General features: G+C 43.8%; 14 protein-coding genes and 1 pseudogene. 6 read left to right on the top strand and 9 right to left on the bottom strand.

The features are described 5' to 3' along the window. Positions 1 to 1,022 precede the first annotated feature (1,022 nt). Positions 1,023 to 1,823, bottom strand: coding sequence for a tRNA (guanosine(46)-N7)-methyltransferase TrmB (gene trmB / locus B4K26_RS12295; RefSeq protein WP_296245816.1), 801 nt, complete (start codon positions 1,821 to 1,823; stop codon positions 1,023 to 1,025). Between the two features lie 333 nt (positions 1,824 to 2,156). On the opposite strand from trmB, the gene B4K26_RS12290 reads away from it, so the two are divergent. Continuing rightward, positions 2,157 to 3,086: a DUF2628 domain-containing protein gene (locus B4K26_RS12290; protein ID WP_296245815.1), complete on the top strand. Its 930-nt coding sequence runs from the start codon at positions 2,157 to 2,159 to the stop codon at positions 3,084 to 3,086. Positions 3,087 to 3,121: 35 nt separating this feature from the next. Here the strand turns inward: B4K26_RS12290 and B4K26_RS12285 are convergent, their stop codons facing one another. The 8 genes from B4K26_RS12285 to gmk form a co-directional block, all read right to left on the bottom strand. Further along, positions 3,122 to 5,008 (bottom strand): monovalent cation:proton antiporter-2 (CPA2) family protein, encoded by a 1,887-nt coding sequence (locus B4K26_RS12285; RefSeq protein WP_296245814.1) that lies wholly within the window; start codon positions 5,006 to 5,008, stop codon positions 3,122 to 3,124. A 72-nt stretch (positions 5,009 to 5,080) separates the two neighbouring features. Continuing rightward, positions 5,081 to 5,785, bottom strand: a complete 705-nt coding sequence (locus tag B4K26_RS12280) for a hypothetical protein (protein ID WP_296245813.1) — start codon at positions 5,783 to 5,785, stop codon at positions 5,081 to 5,083. Positions 5,786 to 6,301: 516 nt separating this feature from the next. Continuing rightward, a complete protein-coding gene (locus B4K26_RS12275; protein ID WP_296245812.1) occupies positions 6,302 to 7,519 on the bottom strand; it encodes a cation diffusion facilitator family transporter in 1,218 nt (405 codons plus the stop codon). A 229-nt stretch (positions 7,520 to 7,748) separates the two neighbouring features. Next, positions 7,749 to 10,046 (bottom strand): primosomal protein N', encoded by a 2,298-nt coding sequence (locus B4K26_RS12270; protein ID WP_296245811.1) that lies wholly within the window; start codon positions 10,044 to 10,046, stop codon positions 7,749 to 7,751. Positions 10,047 to 10,195: 149 nt separating this feature from the next. Beyond that, positions 10,196 to 10,576 (bottom strand): RidA family protein, encoded by a 381-nt coding sequence (locus B4K26_RS12265; RefSeq protein WP_296245810.1) that lies wholly within the window; start codon positions 10,574 to 10,576, stop codon positions 10,196 to 10,198. Positions 10,577 to 10,721: 145 nt separating this feature from the next. After that, positions 10,722 to 12,911 carry a RelA/SpoT family protein gene (locus B4K26_RS12260; protein ID WP_296245809.1) on the bottom strand — a complete coding sequence of 730 codons (2,190 nt, stop codon included), beginning with the start codon at positions 12,909 to 12,911 and terminating at the stop codon, positions 10,722 to 10,724. 399 nt (positions 12,912 to 13,310) lie between these two features. Beyond that, positions 13,311 to 13,571, bottom strand: a complete 261-nt coding sequence (rpoZ, locus tag B4K26_RS12255; RefSeq protein WP_068403827.1) for a DNA-directed RNA polymerase subunit omega — start codon at positions 13,569 to 13,571, stop codon at positions 13,311 to 13,313. A 165-nt stretch (positions 13,572 to 13,736) separates the two neighbouring features. Then, positions 13,737 to 14,363, bottom strand: a complete 627-nt coding sequence (gene gmk, locus B4K26_RS12250; protein WP_296245808.1) for a guanylate kinase — start codon at positions 14,361 to 14,363, stop codon at positions 13,737 to 13,739. A gap of 466 nt (positions 14,364 to 14,829) precedes the next feature. Between gmk and ispH the strand changes: the two genes are divergently transcribed. From ispH to htpG, 5 genes and pseudogenes are all read left to right on the top strand, one after another. Next, positions 14,830 to 15,786: a 4-hydroxy-3-methylbut-2-enyl diphosphate reductase gene (gene ispH / locus B4K26_RS12245; RefSeq protein WP_296245807.1), complete on the top strand. Its 957-nt coding sequence runs from the start codon at positions 14,830 to 14,832 to the stop codon at positions 15,784 to 15,786. A gap of 1 nt (position 15,787) precedes the next feature. After that, positions 15,788 to 16,042, top strand: coding sequence for a hypothetical protein (locus tag B4K26_RS12240; RefSeq protein ID WP_296245806.1), 255 nt, complete (start codon positions 15,788 to 15,790; stop codon positions 16,040 to 16,042). A gap of 194 nt (positions 16,043 to 16,236) precedes the next feature. Continuing rightward, on the top strand, positions 16,237 to 17,052 hold the full coding sequence (locus B4K26_RS12235) for a thioesterase family protein (protein WP_296245805.1): 816 nt from the start codon (positions 16,237 to 16,239) through the stop codon (positions 17,050 to 17,052). 16 nt (positions 17,053 to 17,068) lie between these two features. Then, positions 17,069 to 17,278, top strand: a pseudogene (locus B4K26_RS12230) (catalase); the annotation flags it as partial. A gap of 272 nt (positions 17,279 to 17,550) precedes the next feature. Then, positions 17,551 to 19,542: a molecular chaperone HtpG gene (gene htpG, locus B4K26_RS12225; protein WP_296245804.1), complete on the top strand. Its 1,992-nt coding sequence runs from the start codon at positions 17,551 to 17,553 to the stop codon at positions 19,540 to 19,542. Positions 19,543 to 19,704 lie beyond the last annotated feature (162 nt).

Genomic DNA, 19,704 nt, shown 5'->3' with positions numbered 1-19,704 from the left:
GCTTAGAGCTGGATTTCTAAAACGATATGTTTAAAACTGTTTGCAAATAACGACTTGCTCAGTGGCACGACTCACGACTTTCATCATCAGTAATCGACACTTTCGGCAAGTTTAAGATGGATGGTTATATTAGGTTTAAGACAGTGATATCGAACATATCACCTTACTATACAGTAAAATCAAATCATGATAAAAGCGAAATAAAGTTCACAAGTGCTTATGAGCATTTGTCGTAATATGGCTGTGGTTTATTTGTCGCTCACTTGTTGAGGTATCCTACTTTATATCACTGTTGATTAGATAAGGCTATTATAACAAAAACCAAGCTTAAAACTTAGCGGGCTCAGAGGCTAAACGACAGTGAATGTCGCCTGCTTTTTACTCATATTTTCATAAAATAGGCTTAATCTGGTCTTTGGTTTTGAACGTCACAACAGAGTCATTTGTCAATAGTTTTACAAGTTGTCCACAATAAAAAAATATTTTTATTTTGGGCTCGTGAAACATCCGCAGGGATTAAATTAATTTTAGAAAAATTAAAAATATATTATTTTACTTTTAAATAGTACCTAAGTAATTGATTATTAAATAATTTTTAATTGTACAAAAAATGAACGATTTTACCTAACCCTTTAAGCTATCTAGGAAAATACTTGTCAAGTAGCGACTTATACACAGGGTTATCCACAGCTTATGGGGAGAACTCACGAAACCCTTATACTATCAATGTTTGCGCAGACGAGAAAGATAAGATAAATGCTAGATAGGGGTTATTTCTATTTTTGCAACTTTAAATTTAACGAAAAAATTTCTTTGTAACGCCTACGTTTCACACATGCTTTTGGCCATAGATAAAGTACAAAAAGGGATAGGTTTTTTAAAGTAGCAGATGCAACATGCAAAGGCTTGTATGTCAAGAGATAAGCCAAGATTGGAAATATGAATGGCAAAAAAAACAGCTAAGAACCTTATAAGTATCTTAGCCGTTGTCTTGCAGAAATGCTAGGGTAAAGCTGTCGGGCTTAGTCTTTGATATAGATTAAATCCCAAACACCATGACCACGCTCTAAACCGCGGCGCTCGAATTTCGTCATTGGACGAAAGTCAGGACGGTCCATGAAGTTTCCGGCGCCAGCTTGATTGGTAAGACCGGCAAAACTATCTAACACTTCAACCATCCAAAAAGCATAATGCTCCCAGTCAGTCGCTGTGTGGAACCAGCCGCCTTGTTTTAAGCTGCGCGTGACAATTGCCATTCGTTCAGGGCTAACAAAACGGCGCTTGTAATGGCGCTTTTTTTGCCATGGGTCAGGGAAATAAAGCTGGATGCGGTTGATATGATTTTCCGGAAGCTGTTTTAGCAATTGAATGGCATCACCGTTGATAATTTTAACGTTGGTTAGCGCCTGCGTCCCTGCCATATAAGCGCATTTGCCAATACCTGGCTCATGGACTTCGACGCCAACAAAGTTTCGCGTAGGCTCAGCAGCTGCCATCTCGATAAAAGAATCACCCAGTCCAAAACCAATCTCTAAGGTAAGTGGCGCTTCACTGCCATTAGGGCTATCTGCGAATAAGGCGCGTAAATCATTAATGCCGTCGAGATTGCCATCCCCGAAACTGTTATTAACCAAGTAGTGTGCAAACTCTGGCGCAGTCAGTGCCAGCTCGGCATTTTTATTCATGTGCGTTCGGCGTTTCATAAAGGTGTTAACAATACGAATATGTTTGCTGTCGTCGGCGGTTGTTTGATCATCGCGACGTTGCTCAACGTCACTTTGGGTAGCATCGATGTTGGGATTAATATCAGAATGTTGACTCATAGGATTAACAAGGCTTAATTAGGTAGGTAAAGTTGTTTTATTATAAGTGAAATCGTGACGCCTGTGAACGCACAATCCAATTTTAGCCAGTTTGCGGTTTATTTCACGTATTTCATGTATTCCTATGGTTTTTTCATAAAATACAAGATTATCCATCTATTTTTTCGATATACAGATGTCATATATATTTGGGTTTTCTACAGGTGGCTTTTGGCGTTATCATATAATAAGCATTATTTAAAAAGAATCATTTAATAAGAAACGTTTCCTAAGAATCATTGCGTTACCTTTATGCTTAACATTTATGCTTAATAATAAGTAAGGCTTATCATCATGTTATTTATCGAGACGGATTCGCCGCCCCCTTTTTATCAAGACCAACTGACTGCTGCCAAACGTGAACAATTGGATAAATGGTTTATTAGTCAGCGTAGCCAGCGCTATTATCTTAAACGCTTTAAGGAGTTTGATGAGCAAGGCTTCCTGTCACCAAAATGGCACTGGGCGGCGTTTTTTATGACCTTTCCTTGGCTGTTGTATCGTAAGCGCTACATGGATGCGATTGTATATAGTGTCGCAGGCTGGTCCTTTATCCAGCTGAATGTAGCGCTGGTATTGGTAGCGTTTGAGTTTATAGGGATGCCTTATATTGCCGATGCTTATCAAATGGGCATTCGTATCACGATCGCAGTGCTGATTTGGCTGTTTTGGTCGTTTATGGTTGCACGCTGGACGGACGCTTATTATTACCGAATGGCACGGCGCGAGATAGCTGATGCTGTCAATGATTATCCACGCGATGAGGCCGCGCAAAAAGCACATTTGAAAAAGGAAGGTGGGGTCAGTTTATTTGGTTTGGCTTTAGGCTTTGGGTTTTTCGCCTTTGCCTTAATGGTGATAAAGGTGCAATTTTTACCAATTGTCGCCAAGCCAAAAGAAAATGAAGTCTTATTTGATGCCTACGATACGGCTAAAACGGCGCAAAATCGTGTGGCACTGACCTATCGGCAAACAGGGCAATGCCCCATCAATCTTCCTTTAAACATGGGAACAGAGCAAGTAAATATCGACATCGACACCGAAGCCGCTGGCGTGACAGACACCGATTGCGCGGTGATTGCTACCATTCAAAACGTTAAATTTCCATTGCGTTATTTAAATGAGCAAACGCTGGTTTTTTATCATGTTCCTGACAGCGATGATTGGAGTTGTATGACCTCGCTAAATAAAAGGCAAGCCCCCAAAAGCTGTAGTGATGACTAAGTGACGATTCATTAGCAATAAAAGAATGATCGCAGTTAATTTTTAGAATCGGCAGTCAAATCGTCTTTTTCATCGATGGGAAGCGCTTGGCTCTTTAGCGCGTCGTAAAAATCGGTCAAATCCATTTTACGCGCTTTATCGATGTCTTCGTCAAATAAACTCTCAAGCTCCGCAATGGCTGATTGTGCCGACTCAATCATACTGGCTTCATCGTCATAAATCGCTTGCTGGCGTTCAATTAAATCATCGTCGTAATCACGAAAAGTTTGAACGGTTTCGCGTGCTTTTTCTGGTGAGATTCCGAGTAGCTGTAGCGATTCTCGCGACATATCTAAAGATGATAAATAGGTCTCACGCCAAATATGGCGTACGCCCACTTCACGTAAACGGTAATAATGCTGGCGGTCACGCGCGCGCGCCAAGACAATCATATCAGGATAATTTTTGCGCAAATATTGAGCGGTGGTAATGGAACGCTCAACATCATCAATGGCGAGAATAAAGACGCGTGCTTTTTTGATACCAGCGGCGCGTAATATCTCAGGATTTTTTGGATCGCCATAATAGACTTGGTTACCGAACTTACGCACAAAATCGACACGATTTGCCGAGCGCTCAATCGCCGTGAATTCGATGTTATGCATACGAAGCACCCGGCCAATAATTTGACCAACGCGTCCAAAACCAGCAATAATCACCCGATGCTCATCGTCCGGAATCGCATCATACTCGCGGCTCGGTTTGCTTTTAGCAAAGAGTGGCTCACCGATTTTTTCTAACAATAAAAAGGCTAACGGCGTCAGGGCCATAGAAATGGTGACGATAAGGTTTAGAGTATTAGCAAGCTCAGGGCGTAAGACGTTCTGCGCTGTTGCCACACTGAATAACACAAAGGCAAATTCACCGCCTTGGGCGAGAGTAACGCCCAAGCGAATACTGGTCGGCCAGCGATTGCCTGTTACTTTTGCAATGGCGGTAATGACGGCAAATTTAATAAACATTAACGCCATGGCGCAGCCGATAATAAAGACGGGTTTTGCCAAAATGAGTTTGACATCGGTTAGCATACCGACCGACATAAAAAACAGCCCCAACAGTAGCCCTTTAAAAGGCTCGATACTTGCTTCTAGTTCATGGCGATATTCAGAATCTGCTAATAAGACCCCGGTTAAAAACGCGCCTAATGCCATCGATAGACCAATTTGCCCCATCAAAATAGAGACGCCCATGACGATAAATAGGGCGACGGCGGTTAGTAATTCTGACGCCCCACTCGACGCCACAAATTTAAAGAAAGGTCGAATGATATAACGGCTAGCAAAAATAAGTCCGGCAAAAACCGCAAAAACCTTACCAAAATAAATCAAATCGTAGCTCTGTTCGCGCACCCCTGATAAGAATGGAATGACCGCTAACAAAGGAATAACAGCGATATCTTGGAATAATAAAATCGTAAAGGCTTCGCGGCCATGGGTACTAGAAAGCTGCTGTTTTTCCGTTAGGACTTGCAGCACAAACGCAGTTGATGACAGCGCAAGACCAAAACCAACGATAAAAGCAGTATCAAGCGGCAAAACAAAAAACTGATGTAACAGCCACATTAATAGCGTGCCGGTCAGACCGACTTGTAAACCACCGAGGACAAATATCGAACGCCGTAGCGCCCATAGGCGCGAGGGCTGCAGCTCAAGCCCGATGATAAACAGCAGCATGACCACACCAAACTCGGAGAAATGTAATAAGCTCTCCGCGTCACCTGCAACATCTAAACCACTGGGACCCAAAATCAGACCAGTAATCAAATACCCTAACACCGTCGCAATACCCAAGCGCTTACCAAGTGGTACGAACAGCAGCGCTGCTCCCAAGAAAATTGTAGCTTGTAACATTAAGTTTGGTGAGCCGATGGCGGCAGCGAGCATCTGGAATCCTTAGCAGTAACGATAAAATAAGCAGTACAACATCTGCGGCAACAATTAAAAATCTAGCACAATTTATTTTTTACGATAAATTTTCCAAATGCCATTATCTGCTAGGGGATTACTATAAGCATCGTTACGGCGTTTCCGAGGGGTCTGACGACTGTCGACGATTTTAAAATCAGGTAGAGCATGAACGATAAGCCCCGTTCGATAAAAGCGTACGCGCTCAGGCTCTAGCATCTCGCCCTTGCTATCACGGCAAAATACATACGCACGCAAATCAATAAATTCACGATGCGCCACCAATCGCGCCTCATCGTCGTTGTCAAATACGGCGCTCATACGCGTGATTTCATCGGCACTATAATCACCACATTTATCGGTAAGCGCCCCGACCGAACCGAAACTTTTGGATTCTTTTGCCCGAGTCTTAGTCAGATGTAACCTTTGCACATGATAAATAAATTGCGGTATTTCAAGGCTAGCGGGTAATGGCAGATAGTCGGGCGGCAAATCGGCAGCGGGATAAAATGCCATCGCGCGCTCAATCAGATTGTGCCAACGCTGCTGATAAGCTTGGACTTCGGCTAAATTGCCTTCATAAATCGGCATATCACGAATTTGACGCAAAATATCAGGCGGAAACTGCTCATCTCGAAAGCTGGCAATATCTTCTTGCAGCGTCGATAGCAATGCTTTGGCATGCTTTTTACCCTCGCTGGAAATAGGGTCATCAATGTAGCTTGGGGCAACGAAAGGGGCTGAGCGTCTCGACATGGCAAAAGGTCATCAATTGGTTATGAATGAGAGGTTTAAGCCTTAAGTATACAGAATTTAAAAGAAAAATATGGAGACGAAGCCAAATTCCCCATCATTTTTAACATGCTATTACAATGCTAAAAGTCAGCGTGATATAAGATTATCCAAAATAAAGCCTACTTATGTCGGCGTATAAGGAGACACACTCATACACGATGATTCGCCTGCTGATAGTAAACTTCGCGGTTTATTGAAGAATTTAATTAGAATAACGCTAAGGATTATTGGCGCAGGAGTAGGGCTGATATTTGGCTTATGGTTCATCATGGCATCAAATATGGGACCCGCTTATCTGCCCCACATTATGGACGGTGCGCTAGATTTTTGGATCAGAATAAGTCTATTGGGAGTGGGGATTGGCATTTGGATAAGTATTGCCGTTTGGTTAGCTTGGCTTATCTTGTGTTATTTTTATGAGTTAGTTCATCCCAATCTATGATTGGCAATGTCTAGATTTATTATTACCTCATGGTTTTAATGATTATGCCCAATATGACTGTTGTTATCAGTTACTTGCTGTGAGATATCACAAACTAAGGCATCACTATGGGTTTTGGTTTGCGGATGCGCTAAGCTTTCAACCTGAATGGTCGCGTGGTGAATGTTCAGTTTAAGTAGGCTCTGCTCTAAACTGGCAATTAAGATACTTGACTCATAAATACTCATTTCACCATCGACAACCACATGACAAGATAGGGCATTTAGTCCGCTAGTGATACTCCAAACATGTAGGTCATGGACTTTTTGAACTTGCGGATGGGAAAGTAGTTTATCTTCGACTTCTACCAGCGAGATGCCTTCTGGCGTGCCTTCCATCAAGATGTGTACCGAATCACGGACGACGCGGTAACCACTAAACAAAATTAATATGGCGACGATTACGGATGCCACCGCATCTGCCCAAACCCAGCCGAAACTCATCATTAAGAGGGCGGCAACAATAGCGGCAACTGAACCCATTAAGTCGCTCAATACATGCAAGTAGGCACTTTGCATATTTAGATTGACTGATTCTTTACCTTCATTTTCCCCTCGGCTATTTTTATGTTGATGTTCCTGGCTGTCACTGTGATTACTACCATGACTGTGACCATGCGTATCTCCGCCGCGACTGCCGCGATGCATCAACCAAGCGACTAAAATGTTGATCAACATACCAATGGTGGCGACGATAAGCATGCCCTGGGTAGCGATTTCCGGCGGTGCATTGAAGCGTTTAATCGCCTCATAAAAAATCATAATAGCAATAATAACTAGTGTGGCACCATTAACCGTCGCCACCAAGATCTCAAAGCGTTTATAGCCAAAGGTTTTTTGATGCGTGGCTGCTTTTTCACCAATTCGAAAGGCCATTAATGTCGCACCAAGTGCCACAGCGTCACTGAGCATATGGCCAGCATCGGACAATAGCGCTAAACTGCCAGTGAGCCAACCGCCGATGGCTTCAATAAACATATAGCTTGTGATAATAATAAAGCTAAACAGCAAAGTACGCTGGTAACCCTTGGTATCTCGTGCGGCAACCGTTTGCTCTAGGTGTTCATCATGATCGTGATGGTCTTGATTCGCCTCGGAATATCTGTCTTGGATATTATTATTTTCCCTATTTTTTTGACCACGTTTATGAGCCTCTACCGCCGCATTCTGATGAGAATGATCATTTTTTTCAGATTTTGGATGCTTTTGACTCATAACAACACTCAAGATGATAAAAGGTGAAATGGATGGTTTATAACGCTGCGTTTGCTGTGCATATACTAGACAGATATAAAGAATTTAGCATATTTAATAACGGCTTGCTGTATCTAGGCGGTAAACGATGAATAGTCTATTTCGCATGGCTTTGCATAACTTGGATTTAAAAAAGGACAGCTATAGAGGGTGATAGCTAGCATTGAAGCGTAATAGATAGGGATTAATGTTACCAACCGACAGGGTCAATATCTAACGTTAGCTTAAGATACTTAGCGCTTGGCAAAGCAAGTACAGGTTGCCACCAGTCATTTAACACCTGATGTAATTGCTGTCTGTCTTTAGCTAAGAGGAGCAATTGCGCATGGTAGCGGCTGTTCTTTTTACTCATGGGCGCATCAATAGGGCCTAAAACAGCAAGGTTGTGACCACTTGGTAGAATGGCAACGGCCTCTTTCAGCGCTTGCGTAGTAGCGGTAAGGGTTTTTCCCTCACAGCGTATTAGGGCAGCATAACTATGCGGCGGCAAGCCCATCATTTTGCGCTCTTGTAGTAGCTCGCGCGCAAAGGATAAATAGCCATCTTTTACCAGTTTTAATAACAGCTCATTATCAGGTTGCAAGGTTTGAATCAATACGCGACCAGACTTATCACCGCGACCAGCACGTCCAGCTACTTGAATCATTAATTGGGCGGTATGTTCTGGCGAGCGAAAGTCAGCGGATAAAAAACCGCGATCGGCGTTCGGTAAACAAACCAAGGTAACATTAGGGAAATGATGGCCTTTGGCGACCATTTGCGTCCCAACCAAGATGGCAGGCTTGCCTTCATTGATACGCTGGTAGATATTTTCCCAGCTGTCCTTGCGTCTGGTGGTATCGCGATCGATTTGGATGATAGGGTACAGCGTTTTGCTGGTTTGCGGGTTGGCAAAAATCGCGTGCAGACTTTCGCTTAGTCTAGTCGTTCCGATACCTTTGGCGTCTAAATTTTGACTGCCGCAATCAGGGCAAACCGTCGGAATATAGGCCTGCCAGTCGCAGTGATGACACTTTAAATAGGAGCTGCTCGAATAGGAATTAGATTGTGATCGGCTATTATAATGAACGGTTAAATGTGCGTCACAGCGCGGGCAATCTGCTTGCCAACCGCAAGCTTCGCATAGCAACACTGGTGCATAACCGCGACGATTTAAGAATACCAATACTTGATCGCCCGCTTCTAACGTTTGCCGTATCGCGCCGATAAGCGCATCAGTCAGCCCCGTATCATAACGCGCGCCGTCATCCGTTGTTTGTTGATAGGTACTTTGCAGGCGCGCATCAATCAGCTGCATGGTTGCAGGTTTGGCATTACCGGGGCGAGTTTGCAGTTGGTATTCAGTGAGCTTGCCATCATCGACCAGTTTGAGATGCTCAAGAGACGGGGTAGCCGTACCAAGAACGACGGGAATATTGGCCTGTAGTCCGCGATAGAGCGCAACGTCAGCGGCATGATAGCGTAACGTATCTTGCTGTTTATACGAGCCATCGTGCGCTTCGTCAACGACGATTAAGCCTAAATCTGCAAACGGATAGAGCACCGCTGAACGCGTCCCGATAATGATTTGCGCGTGACCCATGCGGCAATCTTGCCAGCCTTGCAGGCGATGGGTATTGTTCATACCTGAATGCAGCAAGACAATGTGAGCGGCAAAGCGACTGGCAAAGCGCGCGCGCGTCTGTGGCGTCAATCCAATCTCTGGCACCAATATCAATACCTGTTTACCCGCTTCTAATACCGCTTGCATCGCTTGCAAATAGACTTCGGTTTTACCGCTTCCAGTAATACCGTTTAATAAAAAACCTGTATAGTGTTCATCTTTATGCGCGGCAATAATTGCAGTAACGGCAAGCTGTTGTTCTTTATTTAGGTCAAGCGGCATTTTTGCTAAGGTAACGGGCGCAGGCGCAGACTTTGCTTCAGTATAGCGCTCGATAAGACCTTTTTCTTCCAGCGTCTTTAAAAAAGGTCGCTCCATACCTTCTAACAACAAGACGTCCTCACTAGCGCCGTGCTCGCCGTGAAGTTTAAGCATGTCAAACTGCTGCTTTTGTTTTTTTGCATTGGCATGAAAGTTGTCGTCAGTTACATGCGGAAAAATCCGCCAATGGGTAATCAGCAAATCTAGCGGCTTACCTTGACGCACAAGACTTGGCAACATAACGGCCAAAACGTCACCGAGCGGGTAATGATAATAACGCGCCAGCCAATGCGCCAGCTTTAACATGTTGGCATCTAAAATAGGCTCAGCATCTAAGCATTTATGAATAGGTTTAAGCTTATTAAGCGGTACGTCGCTAGCCGCTGCAGAAATATGCGCAATCACGATGCCGATTAAGGTTTGACCACCAAATGGCACCTCAACGCGGCTACCAACTGGCGGTAGCGGTATTGAAACGCCGTTTGGCAACATCATTTTATCTGTCGGCAAGCGATAGTCAAATACCCGATAAAGGGGCACGGGTAGGGCAACTTGTAGCAACATAATAGGCTTCGCAGTTTTTTATCAGATTAATAGAAAATAGGGATAAAAACGGAAATATAAACAGACAGAGACGAATAAGCTTAGCATGATGCTAAGCTTATGATCATTTAACGTAAAGTAGTAGCGCTTAATGGCGCTCAGTAATCGGTTTACTCGATATACATAATCGACTCAATTTCAACCACGCCACCTTTAGGAAGTGCGGCCACTTGGACGGCTGCGCGGGCCGGATATGGCTCGCTTAAATTGGCAACGAACACTTCGTTTAACGCCGCAAAGTCATTCAAGTCAGTTAAAGAGACGTTAAATTTGACCACATCATTTAAACTGCCGCCAGCCGCTTCACAGATTGCTTTGATGTTTTCAAATACTTGCTTCGCCTGCGCTTCAAAGCCTTCTTTAAGCGCCATCGTCTCAGGGTCAAAACCTAACTGACCTGAGATATAGACAGTATTGCCCACTTTTACCGCTTGTGAATAGGTACCAACGGCGGCAGGCGCTTTATCGGTTTGAATGGTTTGACGAGTCATATTATATCCTTATGGTATTTTTTGCTGTTTGTTTCGCTAACAGTTAGCAAGAGAGCTTAAACTGAGTTAAAGGCTTAAAATGAGGCATTGAAGCGTATACATGACCTTCAAAAGGTATATATTTTAACATTTATTTTAACAGATTTTATAGCTGATATAGGCGGATGATGTTTGGAAAACCAAGTAAAGAGCGCAGCTCACGGATACCTTGCGCTAAATGATTGCGGCTACGAACGACAATATGAATAATGGTATCGCTACTACGCACGTCGACCTTTTCAACCCCAATATTTAACTGGCGTAGATGGTAAATCACTTCACTAATTTGCTCGTCGCTCAGGGCGATGGATAGTTTTAAGTAAGCAGGGAAGCGGATTTTGCTGTTATGCTCTCCTGATGAGTCGCCTTGTTTAATGGCTTTATCATTGCGCCAGCGCAGTTGGATAACCTGATAAGGATTGTCTTTACGAATATCGTCCAGCGAAAAGCACTTATGACGATGAACAACTAAGCCGTGACGCGATAAATGTCCAACGATAGGGTCGCCATAAATCGGGTGACAGCAATTGGCAAAATCAAGCTCAACCCCTGAAGCATTGACAATCAGCTGCTGCGGTTGAGTCATATCATCAACGCTCTCCTGCGATTGCATATCACTGACTTCATCGCTAAATAAACGCGTGACCACCAATTGCGGTAGTAGCGTACCCGAGCTTATTTGCTCAAACAAGGCATTTTTTTCTGTCAGACCGCGCCATTCGGTGAGGTTTTTCCAATCATTCTCGGTTAAATCATCGAGACTTTTTTGATAGGTTTTTAGCGCTCGATCCAAGGCTTCTCTACCGTGGTGCTGCTTATCCGCAGGAGATAAGTCTTTAAACCAACGCAAAATCTCGACGCGGGCTTTATTGGTAACCACAAAGCCCAGCCATTCGGCTTTTGGTTCAGAATGACTGCTTACTTCAATCTCGACCAACTGTCCGTTTTTAAGCACCGTACCAAGTTTTGCATGCTTGTTATCGACATTGGCACCGACGGCGACATTGCCGACCATAGGGCCGACGGCATAAGCAAAGTCTAGCGCCGTTGCTCCTTGTGGTAGCTCATAGGCGCGGCCTTGCGGACTGTAGCAGATGATTTTACTCGAATGTAGGTAATCCATCAGCTCATTAATGGTAGAGACCGCCGCTGAAAAATCAGGGCTGTCCGCGTCTAAAGTATCTTCGTCGACCAAGTCTTTCATATTGCGTAGTGACGCTTGAATCACCGACTGGCTAACATCGGAGGCGTGTTCAGCGCCGATGACGCCAAGCCTTGCTGCGTTTTGCATTTGCTTGGTTAAAATCGTCACTTTAACAAAGTCATTATCACGCTCATAGATAAGTGTCAGCGACTGATTACCGCCCGGTAGAGGACGGCGAATATTATCAGCGATATGACTGTCATCAATTTGATATTTTTTAATCAAATAATAAGCCAGTTTGTCGCAGGCTTCGATATTATCAAGGACAATCTCAAACGCATAATGGCGCAGTAGCGCATTGATTTCACCGCGATTTCGGAAAAACTGGCGGAAAATAACCACACGATTGTCTAAGACTTTGACCATGCCATCAAGGCCAAGATTGTTCAGAACAATGCTTAAATAACGATGAATGGCTTCTCTTTGAAAATTACGTCCAAGTCCATGCTGTAGCAATTTATCAGACAGCTTGTTATACATATCAGAGTCAAGATTTCGATAACAAAGAACTTCAATATAGTCAGCAATGTCATTAAGGCCCATCAAGCGGGCAAACGGGACATAAAAATCTAAGGTTTCTTGCGCCGTGGTACGTTGTTTCTCAGGGCGCACGGCGTCAAGCGTTGACATATTATGTAAGCGGTCAGCCAGTTTGATGATCAACACCCGCGGATCGGCAAGGGTAGCGGTCAAGATTTTATGAAAGGTGGCGGCTTTGTTTTCTTGCTTATTATGCGTTGATGATTTTAATTTGGTCACCCCGTCGACCAATCTTGCGACTATTTTGCCATAGCGCTGTTCGATCTGCTCATCGCTAACCTCGGTGTCTTCGACTGTGTCGTGAAGAATTGCTGCGATAATAGTATCTCGATCCAAGCGAAAACCGGCCAATATTTCAGCAACGGCAATCGGATGGGTAATATAAGGCTCCCCTGATTTACGCTTGTCTTTGATATGCGCAATATCACCGAACTCACAAGCATCAACAATATCACGGCGTTCCGCAGCAGTGAGATAACCCACCGAACGCAGCAGATTATATTGAGCATCATCGACTAAAGGATGACTGAGTTTTGGTAAGGTTTGACTCATAAAGCGGCGATCCTATTTTCCAATGCCTATTTGCCAGTTTAAGACTGTTCGTCGGTTCAGGACTGTTGAGTAAATGGCAACTGAATGAATGCTGAGCTGCAAAAGCTTAAAGGAGTAAAGCTAAAAGACGGGCAGACCACCCTCTAATTAATCGTAAATCGTCTCCAATGTCAACTATTAAGCGATTAGACGACGCAAAAATTAAGAAATTCCAACCCAGCGGTAGGATTTTCACTACAAGTAGTCATTAAAAATGGCAACTGTTCAGAACTTTCTTAGCGGTATGACGTAGCGTGACAAACTGTGCTGTAAAGAATTTTATAATCAAAAAACCACAGCCAATGCTGTGGTTCTTATCGTTCAGAAATGTCAGCACTAATAAAGTGGTCGTACCTATTGCTAAAAGCTATGATCACCTGACAAAGCTAAATCTAAAGAGCTTGTGGCAAAATTATGCTCTGGCTGATTTAAAATATCGCGGGTGATTTTGCCCGCGGCAATTTCACGCAACGCCAAAACGGTCGGCTTGTCGTTATCAACATCAACCATCGGCTCAGCGATACCTTTGGCCAATTGACGGGCACGCTTACTTGCCACCAAAATCAGCTCAAAGCGATTATCAACATTATCCAAACAATCTTCAATCGTCACTCGTGCCATAAACAGCTACCTCGGTTGTTTTTATCAGTCACGGCGCCTGTCCGCGACTCAATAAAAATAATATCAAAAATGTAAAAGGGGATAGCTAGACATTATAGCATTTTTTGCTTAGGCGCGTAGTTGCTTTTTATGTCTACTGGCACTTAAGGCTATTTTGGTCAGCGCTTATTCATCGACTTGGCTATTTAGCAAATTAGTGATAGTACGGTGATAGCGCTGCTGCTGGCGTTTAAGCGTCTGTCTGTCAGCAACGATGATGGATTTTAGCTCAGTCAATGCCACTTCAAAATTGTCATTAATCACCACAAAATCAAAATGTACGTATTGCGCCATTTCAGTGACTGCACCTGCCAAACGCTGCTCAATCACTTCCATTGTATCCTGCGCACGCGTTGACAAGCGTTGTCGTAAGGTTGCAAGGCTCGGCGGCAAAATAAAAATCATAATCGCATCGGTAAATATTTTTTTGACTTGGAGCGCGCCTTGCCAATCAATCTCTAAGATGACATCGACGCCTGCTTCTAACTGTGCGCGCACGCTTTGCTCTGAGGTACCATAATAATTGCCAAATACTTCGGCATGCTCTAAAAATTTATTTTCACCGATGGCAGCTACAAATTTATCAACGTCGGTAAAATGATAATGATGACCGTCAATTTCGCCTGGACGCGGAGCGCGCGTGGTGTGCGAAACGCTAACGGTTAGGTCATTAGTGGTGGCAAGTAACTGCTTTACCAGTGAGGTTTTGCCTGTGCCCGAGGCAGCGGTAATAATAAATAATGAACCTGTCATAGGGTATTTCCTAATGGAGTGTATGCTAATGAAATCTGCTCTAATACCATGTATTCTAATAAAGTACGTCTTGAGAAAATATGAGCTAGTAAAATACGTGCTGTTAAAAGACCGAAAAATTTCCTCGTAAATCGCTAAAAACTGGTAAAAAGAAAAAACGCCATCAAGTATGGCGCTATAGATTTTTATTGATTTCTCATCGATACGTCATTATAAACTGCTTCGAGTGCTTTTATTTTAATTAGAAAAGGCTTTTTGTGACTTAGCCTTATTTATTCTCTATTTTCATGACAATGTGCTTTGTCAATGCGCTCTATCAATGGACGGTTAATTTGAAACAGCGCTATTTTAAAAGGCAATAAAAGGGAATTATGCTAAAGTAGAGCATTGATTTTATCTCAAATTTTGATACGCAGCAGTTTGACGTTAAGCTTTAACTATAAATTATCTAATGATAGGCCCTCTTATGCAAATTTATCTTGCCAATCCACGTGGATTTTGTGCTGGTGTGGATCGCGCGATTGCGATAGTGAACGAAGCATTGACACGATTTGAGCCACCCATTTATGTGCGTCATGAAGTCGTCCATAATAAATTTGTGGTGTCTGATTTGGCCAATCGTGGCGCGGTCTTCGTCGAGGAGCTGCATGAAGTGCCTGATGGCTCAATCGTGATATTTTCTGCCCACGGCGTCTCAAAAGCTGTCGAAGACGAGGCAGAGCGCCGTGATTTAACGGTATTTGATGCCACTTGTCCGCTCGTCACTAAGGTACATATCGAAGTGGCGCGATTTGCCCAGGACGGTATGGATGCGGTATTGATTGGTCATGCAGGACACCCTGAGGTCGAAGGCACCATGGGGCGTTTTAATCGTCGTCATGGTGGTCAGATTCATCTCGTCGAAAATGAAAGCGATGTTGAAGCGCTCAGCGTTCAAAATGCTGAGCATCTGGCTTTTGTCACTCAGACGACTTTGTCAATGGATGATACCGCGCGCGTTATTGATGCACTGCGTGAAAAATTCCCCAGTATTCAAGGTCCGCGCAAAGACGATATCTGCTACGCCACCCAAAACCGCCAAGATGCGGTCAAAGATTTAGCGGGTCGCTGTGAGGTGGTTTTAGTGGTTGGCTCGCCAAACTCGTCAAACTCTAATCGTTTGCGTGAGTTGGCAGAGCGTATGGATTGCCGTGCGTACTTGATTGATAATGCCACTGAAATGGATAGAAGCTGGTTTGATGGCATTCAAAGCGTCGGCGTTACTGCTGGCGCGTCTGCCCCCGAGGTATTAATCCAAGAGGTGCTACAGCAGCTGCAAGATTGGGGTGGGGATTTCCCAAGCGAGCTGTCAGGTATTGAGGAAAATGTCACCTTTAGTTTACCAAAGGCGCTGCGTATTCCAGTCACGCAAGTAGGTAAATAGCATGAGCAAGCAGAAAAAAGGGTTTGTATTAGCAGAAGCGACGCTTGATGACATTAACAAGCAGTTAAAAATTAACCTGTTTACTATTGTCATATTGATAGTGATGCTGGTGCTTAATGGCGCGCAATTTATGAAAGATTATAGTGTTTTATATGGCGCGCTTATCGCTATTATGGCTTTTTTTCTATTTGTGATGGCGAAAAGCCGTACGTTGCTTACCTTAAAAAAACAAGAGCTTACTAAGCGAACAAATTAAGCAGAATCTAATTGAGTGAAATAAAAACTGTATGAAGGTGTGTCTGATACACTTTTAGCCCATTTAGATGTCCATCGATTGAATTGAGGACACGCCCTAATCACTTATATCTCACTAACGATAGTTCACGTCTCACCGCAGTCACCGTACTGAATGAGCGAATAAGAGAGAATTGATAAAAATTAAGGATAGTCATGTCAGCTTATTACCGCTTTATCAAACGCGAACAACAAGAAGATGGTATCAGCGTTGCCCATTATCAGCCAACTAAGCATGCGCAAGGCGCTTGGAATGAACACGAGCAGCATATGGCGCCAGCGACTGGTTTGCTGACCGCCGAGCTTGAAGGCTATGCGCCGCAAGCAAATATGCGTATTGCGCGCATTAGTCTCGATATTTTAGGGTTGATACCGCTCGATGATTTTACGGTGACTACTCGTTGTATCCGTCCGGGCAAAACGATTGAGCTGATTGAAGCGGTGATGAGTAGTCGTGGCCGTGATGCGATTATTGCACGTGCGTGGCGATTGATGACGCAAGATACCAGCGAGATTGCAGGACTTGAAGACCAAAAAGCCCTGCATCAACCTGAAGATTTGTCGGCCTGGGAAGATATGAAAGGCTGGCCAGGCGGTTTTATTGAAAGCGTACGCTTCGTTACCGAACCAGATCGCCGCGCTGGCCGTGGTATGGTTTGGGTTACCAATGATCTCGATATGGTAGAGGGCGAAACGACTGACGACTTGGTACATCTATTGGGTATGGTTGATACGGCAAATGGTATCGTGCCGCGCCTTGGTCTTGGTTTGTCAAACTTGGAATGGATGTTCCCCAATACGGATTTGCAAATCCATATGCATCGCGCTCCCAAAGGACGCTGGCTTGGTATCGAAGCGGTGCAGCAATATGGCAACGACGGCATTGGGCTGACCAGTGCCGTATTGCATGACGTGCATGGACCGTTTGGCCGTAGTGAGCAGATTTTGACCATTCGCCCGATGCCGCGTTAATCTAAATTGACGGCAGAATTATGCGCAAAAGCAGCTATTATTTGATAATACCGTCATCGCAATGAGTAACGCGCTCGATTTTATTAAATATTGTCATATCCGCAACTGCAACTGGAGCGACCCTGCTTATGGTGCTGGCGTTGCCAAAGCACTTGGTAAGAGTGTTGAAGACGCTATGGCAGCACGTGATAGCGATCCTGCTCGTCATCTACCTAGCTGTTTATAATGTCTGTAGAAAATGAAAACGATAGAATTTGACTGCTCTATATTTATCTAAAAATACCACCTTAGGAAACTAGGGCGGTTTTTTATGACTTATGGACTATTTTTGCCATCTTTGATCTTGAAATTTTTACCTGTGCCCTTATCTGATTAAGCAGCCTAGCAGTGTTTAAAGCGTATTCTTATGAGTCAGATTCGCTAATCTGCTGGTATTTGAAAATTTGCGATTTATGCGTGCTGGTAACAGCATTTTTGATATCAATAATAGGAGTTTTTATGAGTGAACAGGCCCAAGCGGAAAATAAAAACGCTAATGACATCAACGTTGATAAAGACAGCCCGGAATTAAAAAAACACAGCTTTGAAGCAGAAGTCGCGCAGCTTCTGCATTTGGTGACGCATTCTTTATATTCTAATGCCGATATTTTTGTGCGTGAGTTGGTTTCTAATGCCTCTGATGCTTGTGACAAATTACGTTTTGAAGCAACCAATGATGATAGCCTTTATGAGGATGACGGCGAGTTAAAAATTCGTATCGCTGTCGATAAGGACGCTAAAACCATTACCTTTATCGACAACGGTATCGGGATGAATGAGACTGACGCTATCGAAAACCTAGGAACGATTGCCAAATCTGGTACCAAAGCTTTCCTCGATAAACTGTCTGAATCACAAAAGCAAGACGGTCAATTGATCGGTCAGTTTGGGGTTGGTTTTTATTCAGGCTTTATCGTTGCCGATACCATTAGCGTTGAGTCACGAAAAGCTGGCGAGCCTGCCGATAAAGGCGTTCGCTGGGTTTCAGACGGCACGGGTAGCTTTACCGTTGAGCCAATCACTAAAGCTGAACGCGGCACTGCGATCACTTTGCATCTCAAAGAAGAGTATAGCGAGGGTGAAGACAATTATTTAGACCGCGGTAAAATTAAGCGTTTGGTCAATAAGTATTCCGACCATATTAGTCTGCCGATTCAGATGCGAAAAGAAGTTTGGCAAGAAGATGTGAAAGAAGACGAAAATGATGAGACGCCAGCAGGCGGTCAAATGGTTCTCACTGATGAGTGGGAAACCATCAATAAAGCCAGTGCGCTTTGGACGCGCTCAGCATCTGAAATTGAAGATGATGAATATATCGATTTTTATAAAAACATCACTTATGACATGGATGCGCCGCTGACATGGACGCACAACCGTGTTGAAGGCCGCGTTCAATATACCCAGCTTTTATATATTCCTAAAAAAGCGCCGATGGATTTATACACGCGTGAGCAGCAGCACGGCTTAAAGCTTTATGTGAAGCGTGTGTTTATTATGGACGACGCTGAGCAATTGCTGCCAATGTATCTGCGATTTGTGAAAGGCGTCATTGATTCAGCCGATTTGCCATTAAACGTCAGCCGCGAAATCCTGCAAGAATCACGCGATGTAAAATCTATCCGTGATGGTAACGCGCGTCGTATTTTGACCTTGCTAGCAAGCCTTGCTAATAGCGAAGATAGCGATAAACAAGAAAAATTTGCCCAGTTCTATAGCGAATTTGGTGATGTGATTAAAGAAGGTCTTGGCGAAGACATGGGTAATCAAGAGCGCATTGCTAAATTGCTGCGTTATGCCACCAGTACCAATGACAAAGTAGAGACCAGCTTTGAAGACTATAAAGGTCGCATGAAAGACGGTCAAAAAGCGATTTATTATCTAACGGCTGACAATCTAGCGGCAGCAAAGAATAGTCCACAACTTGAGCTATTTAAGAAAAAAGGCATCGAAGTTATCTTGATGACCAGCCGTGTCGATGAATGGGCGATGAACTTCTTAACCCAATTTGATGGCACACCGCTGCAAAATATTGCTAAAGGTGCGGTAGATTTGGGTGACTTGCAAGATGAAGCAGAAAAGGCTGAAGCGGAAAAAGCGGTGGAAGCCATGAAGCCAGTCGTTGATAAATTAAAAACGGCACTTGGTGAGCGCGCAAAAGATGTCAAAGTCTCAACGCGTTTGGTTGATAGCCCAGCCTGCTTGGTCGTTGGTGAAGGTGAGCTGAGCCCGCAGATGATTCAGATGCTCAAGCAAATGGGTCAAGATGTGCCAGAAAGCAAACCAACGCTTGAGGTCAACCCTGACCACCCACTGATTAAGAAGCTTGAAAGTAGTGAGCAGTTTGATGAGCTCGCTCAGGTCATTTTTGATCAAGCATTATTAGCAGATGGTGGTCAATTAGAAGACCCCGCCGCGTATCTAAAACGTGTCAATGAGCTATTGATGAAATAATATTTGCTGTTTAATAAAAAGGAGGTCTTTATTCTGAGGCCTCCTTTTTTTAATGAAATTTTGATAAGCGTTTAGAGAGATTTTTGAGTATATTTTACAAATCAGCCTTATCCTCTTGACCGACAATCCGTTACAATTGTGATAGATTAGCGAGTTAAGCTA

The organism is Psychrobacter sp. UBA6766 (assembly GCF_002453355.1).
Taxonomy (GTDB): Bacteria; Pseudomonadota; Gammaproteobacteria; order Pseudomonadales; family Moraxellaceae; genus Psychrobacter.
The sequence above is the reverse complement of the archived record's forward strand: the minus strand, read 5'-3'. Positions and strand labels throughout refer to the sequence as shown.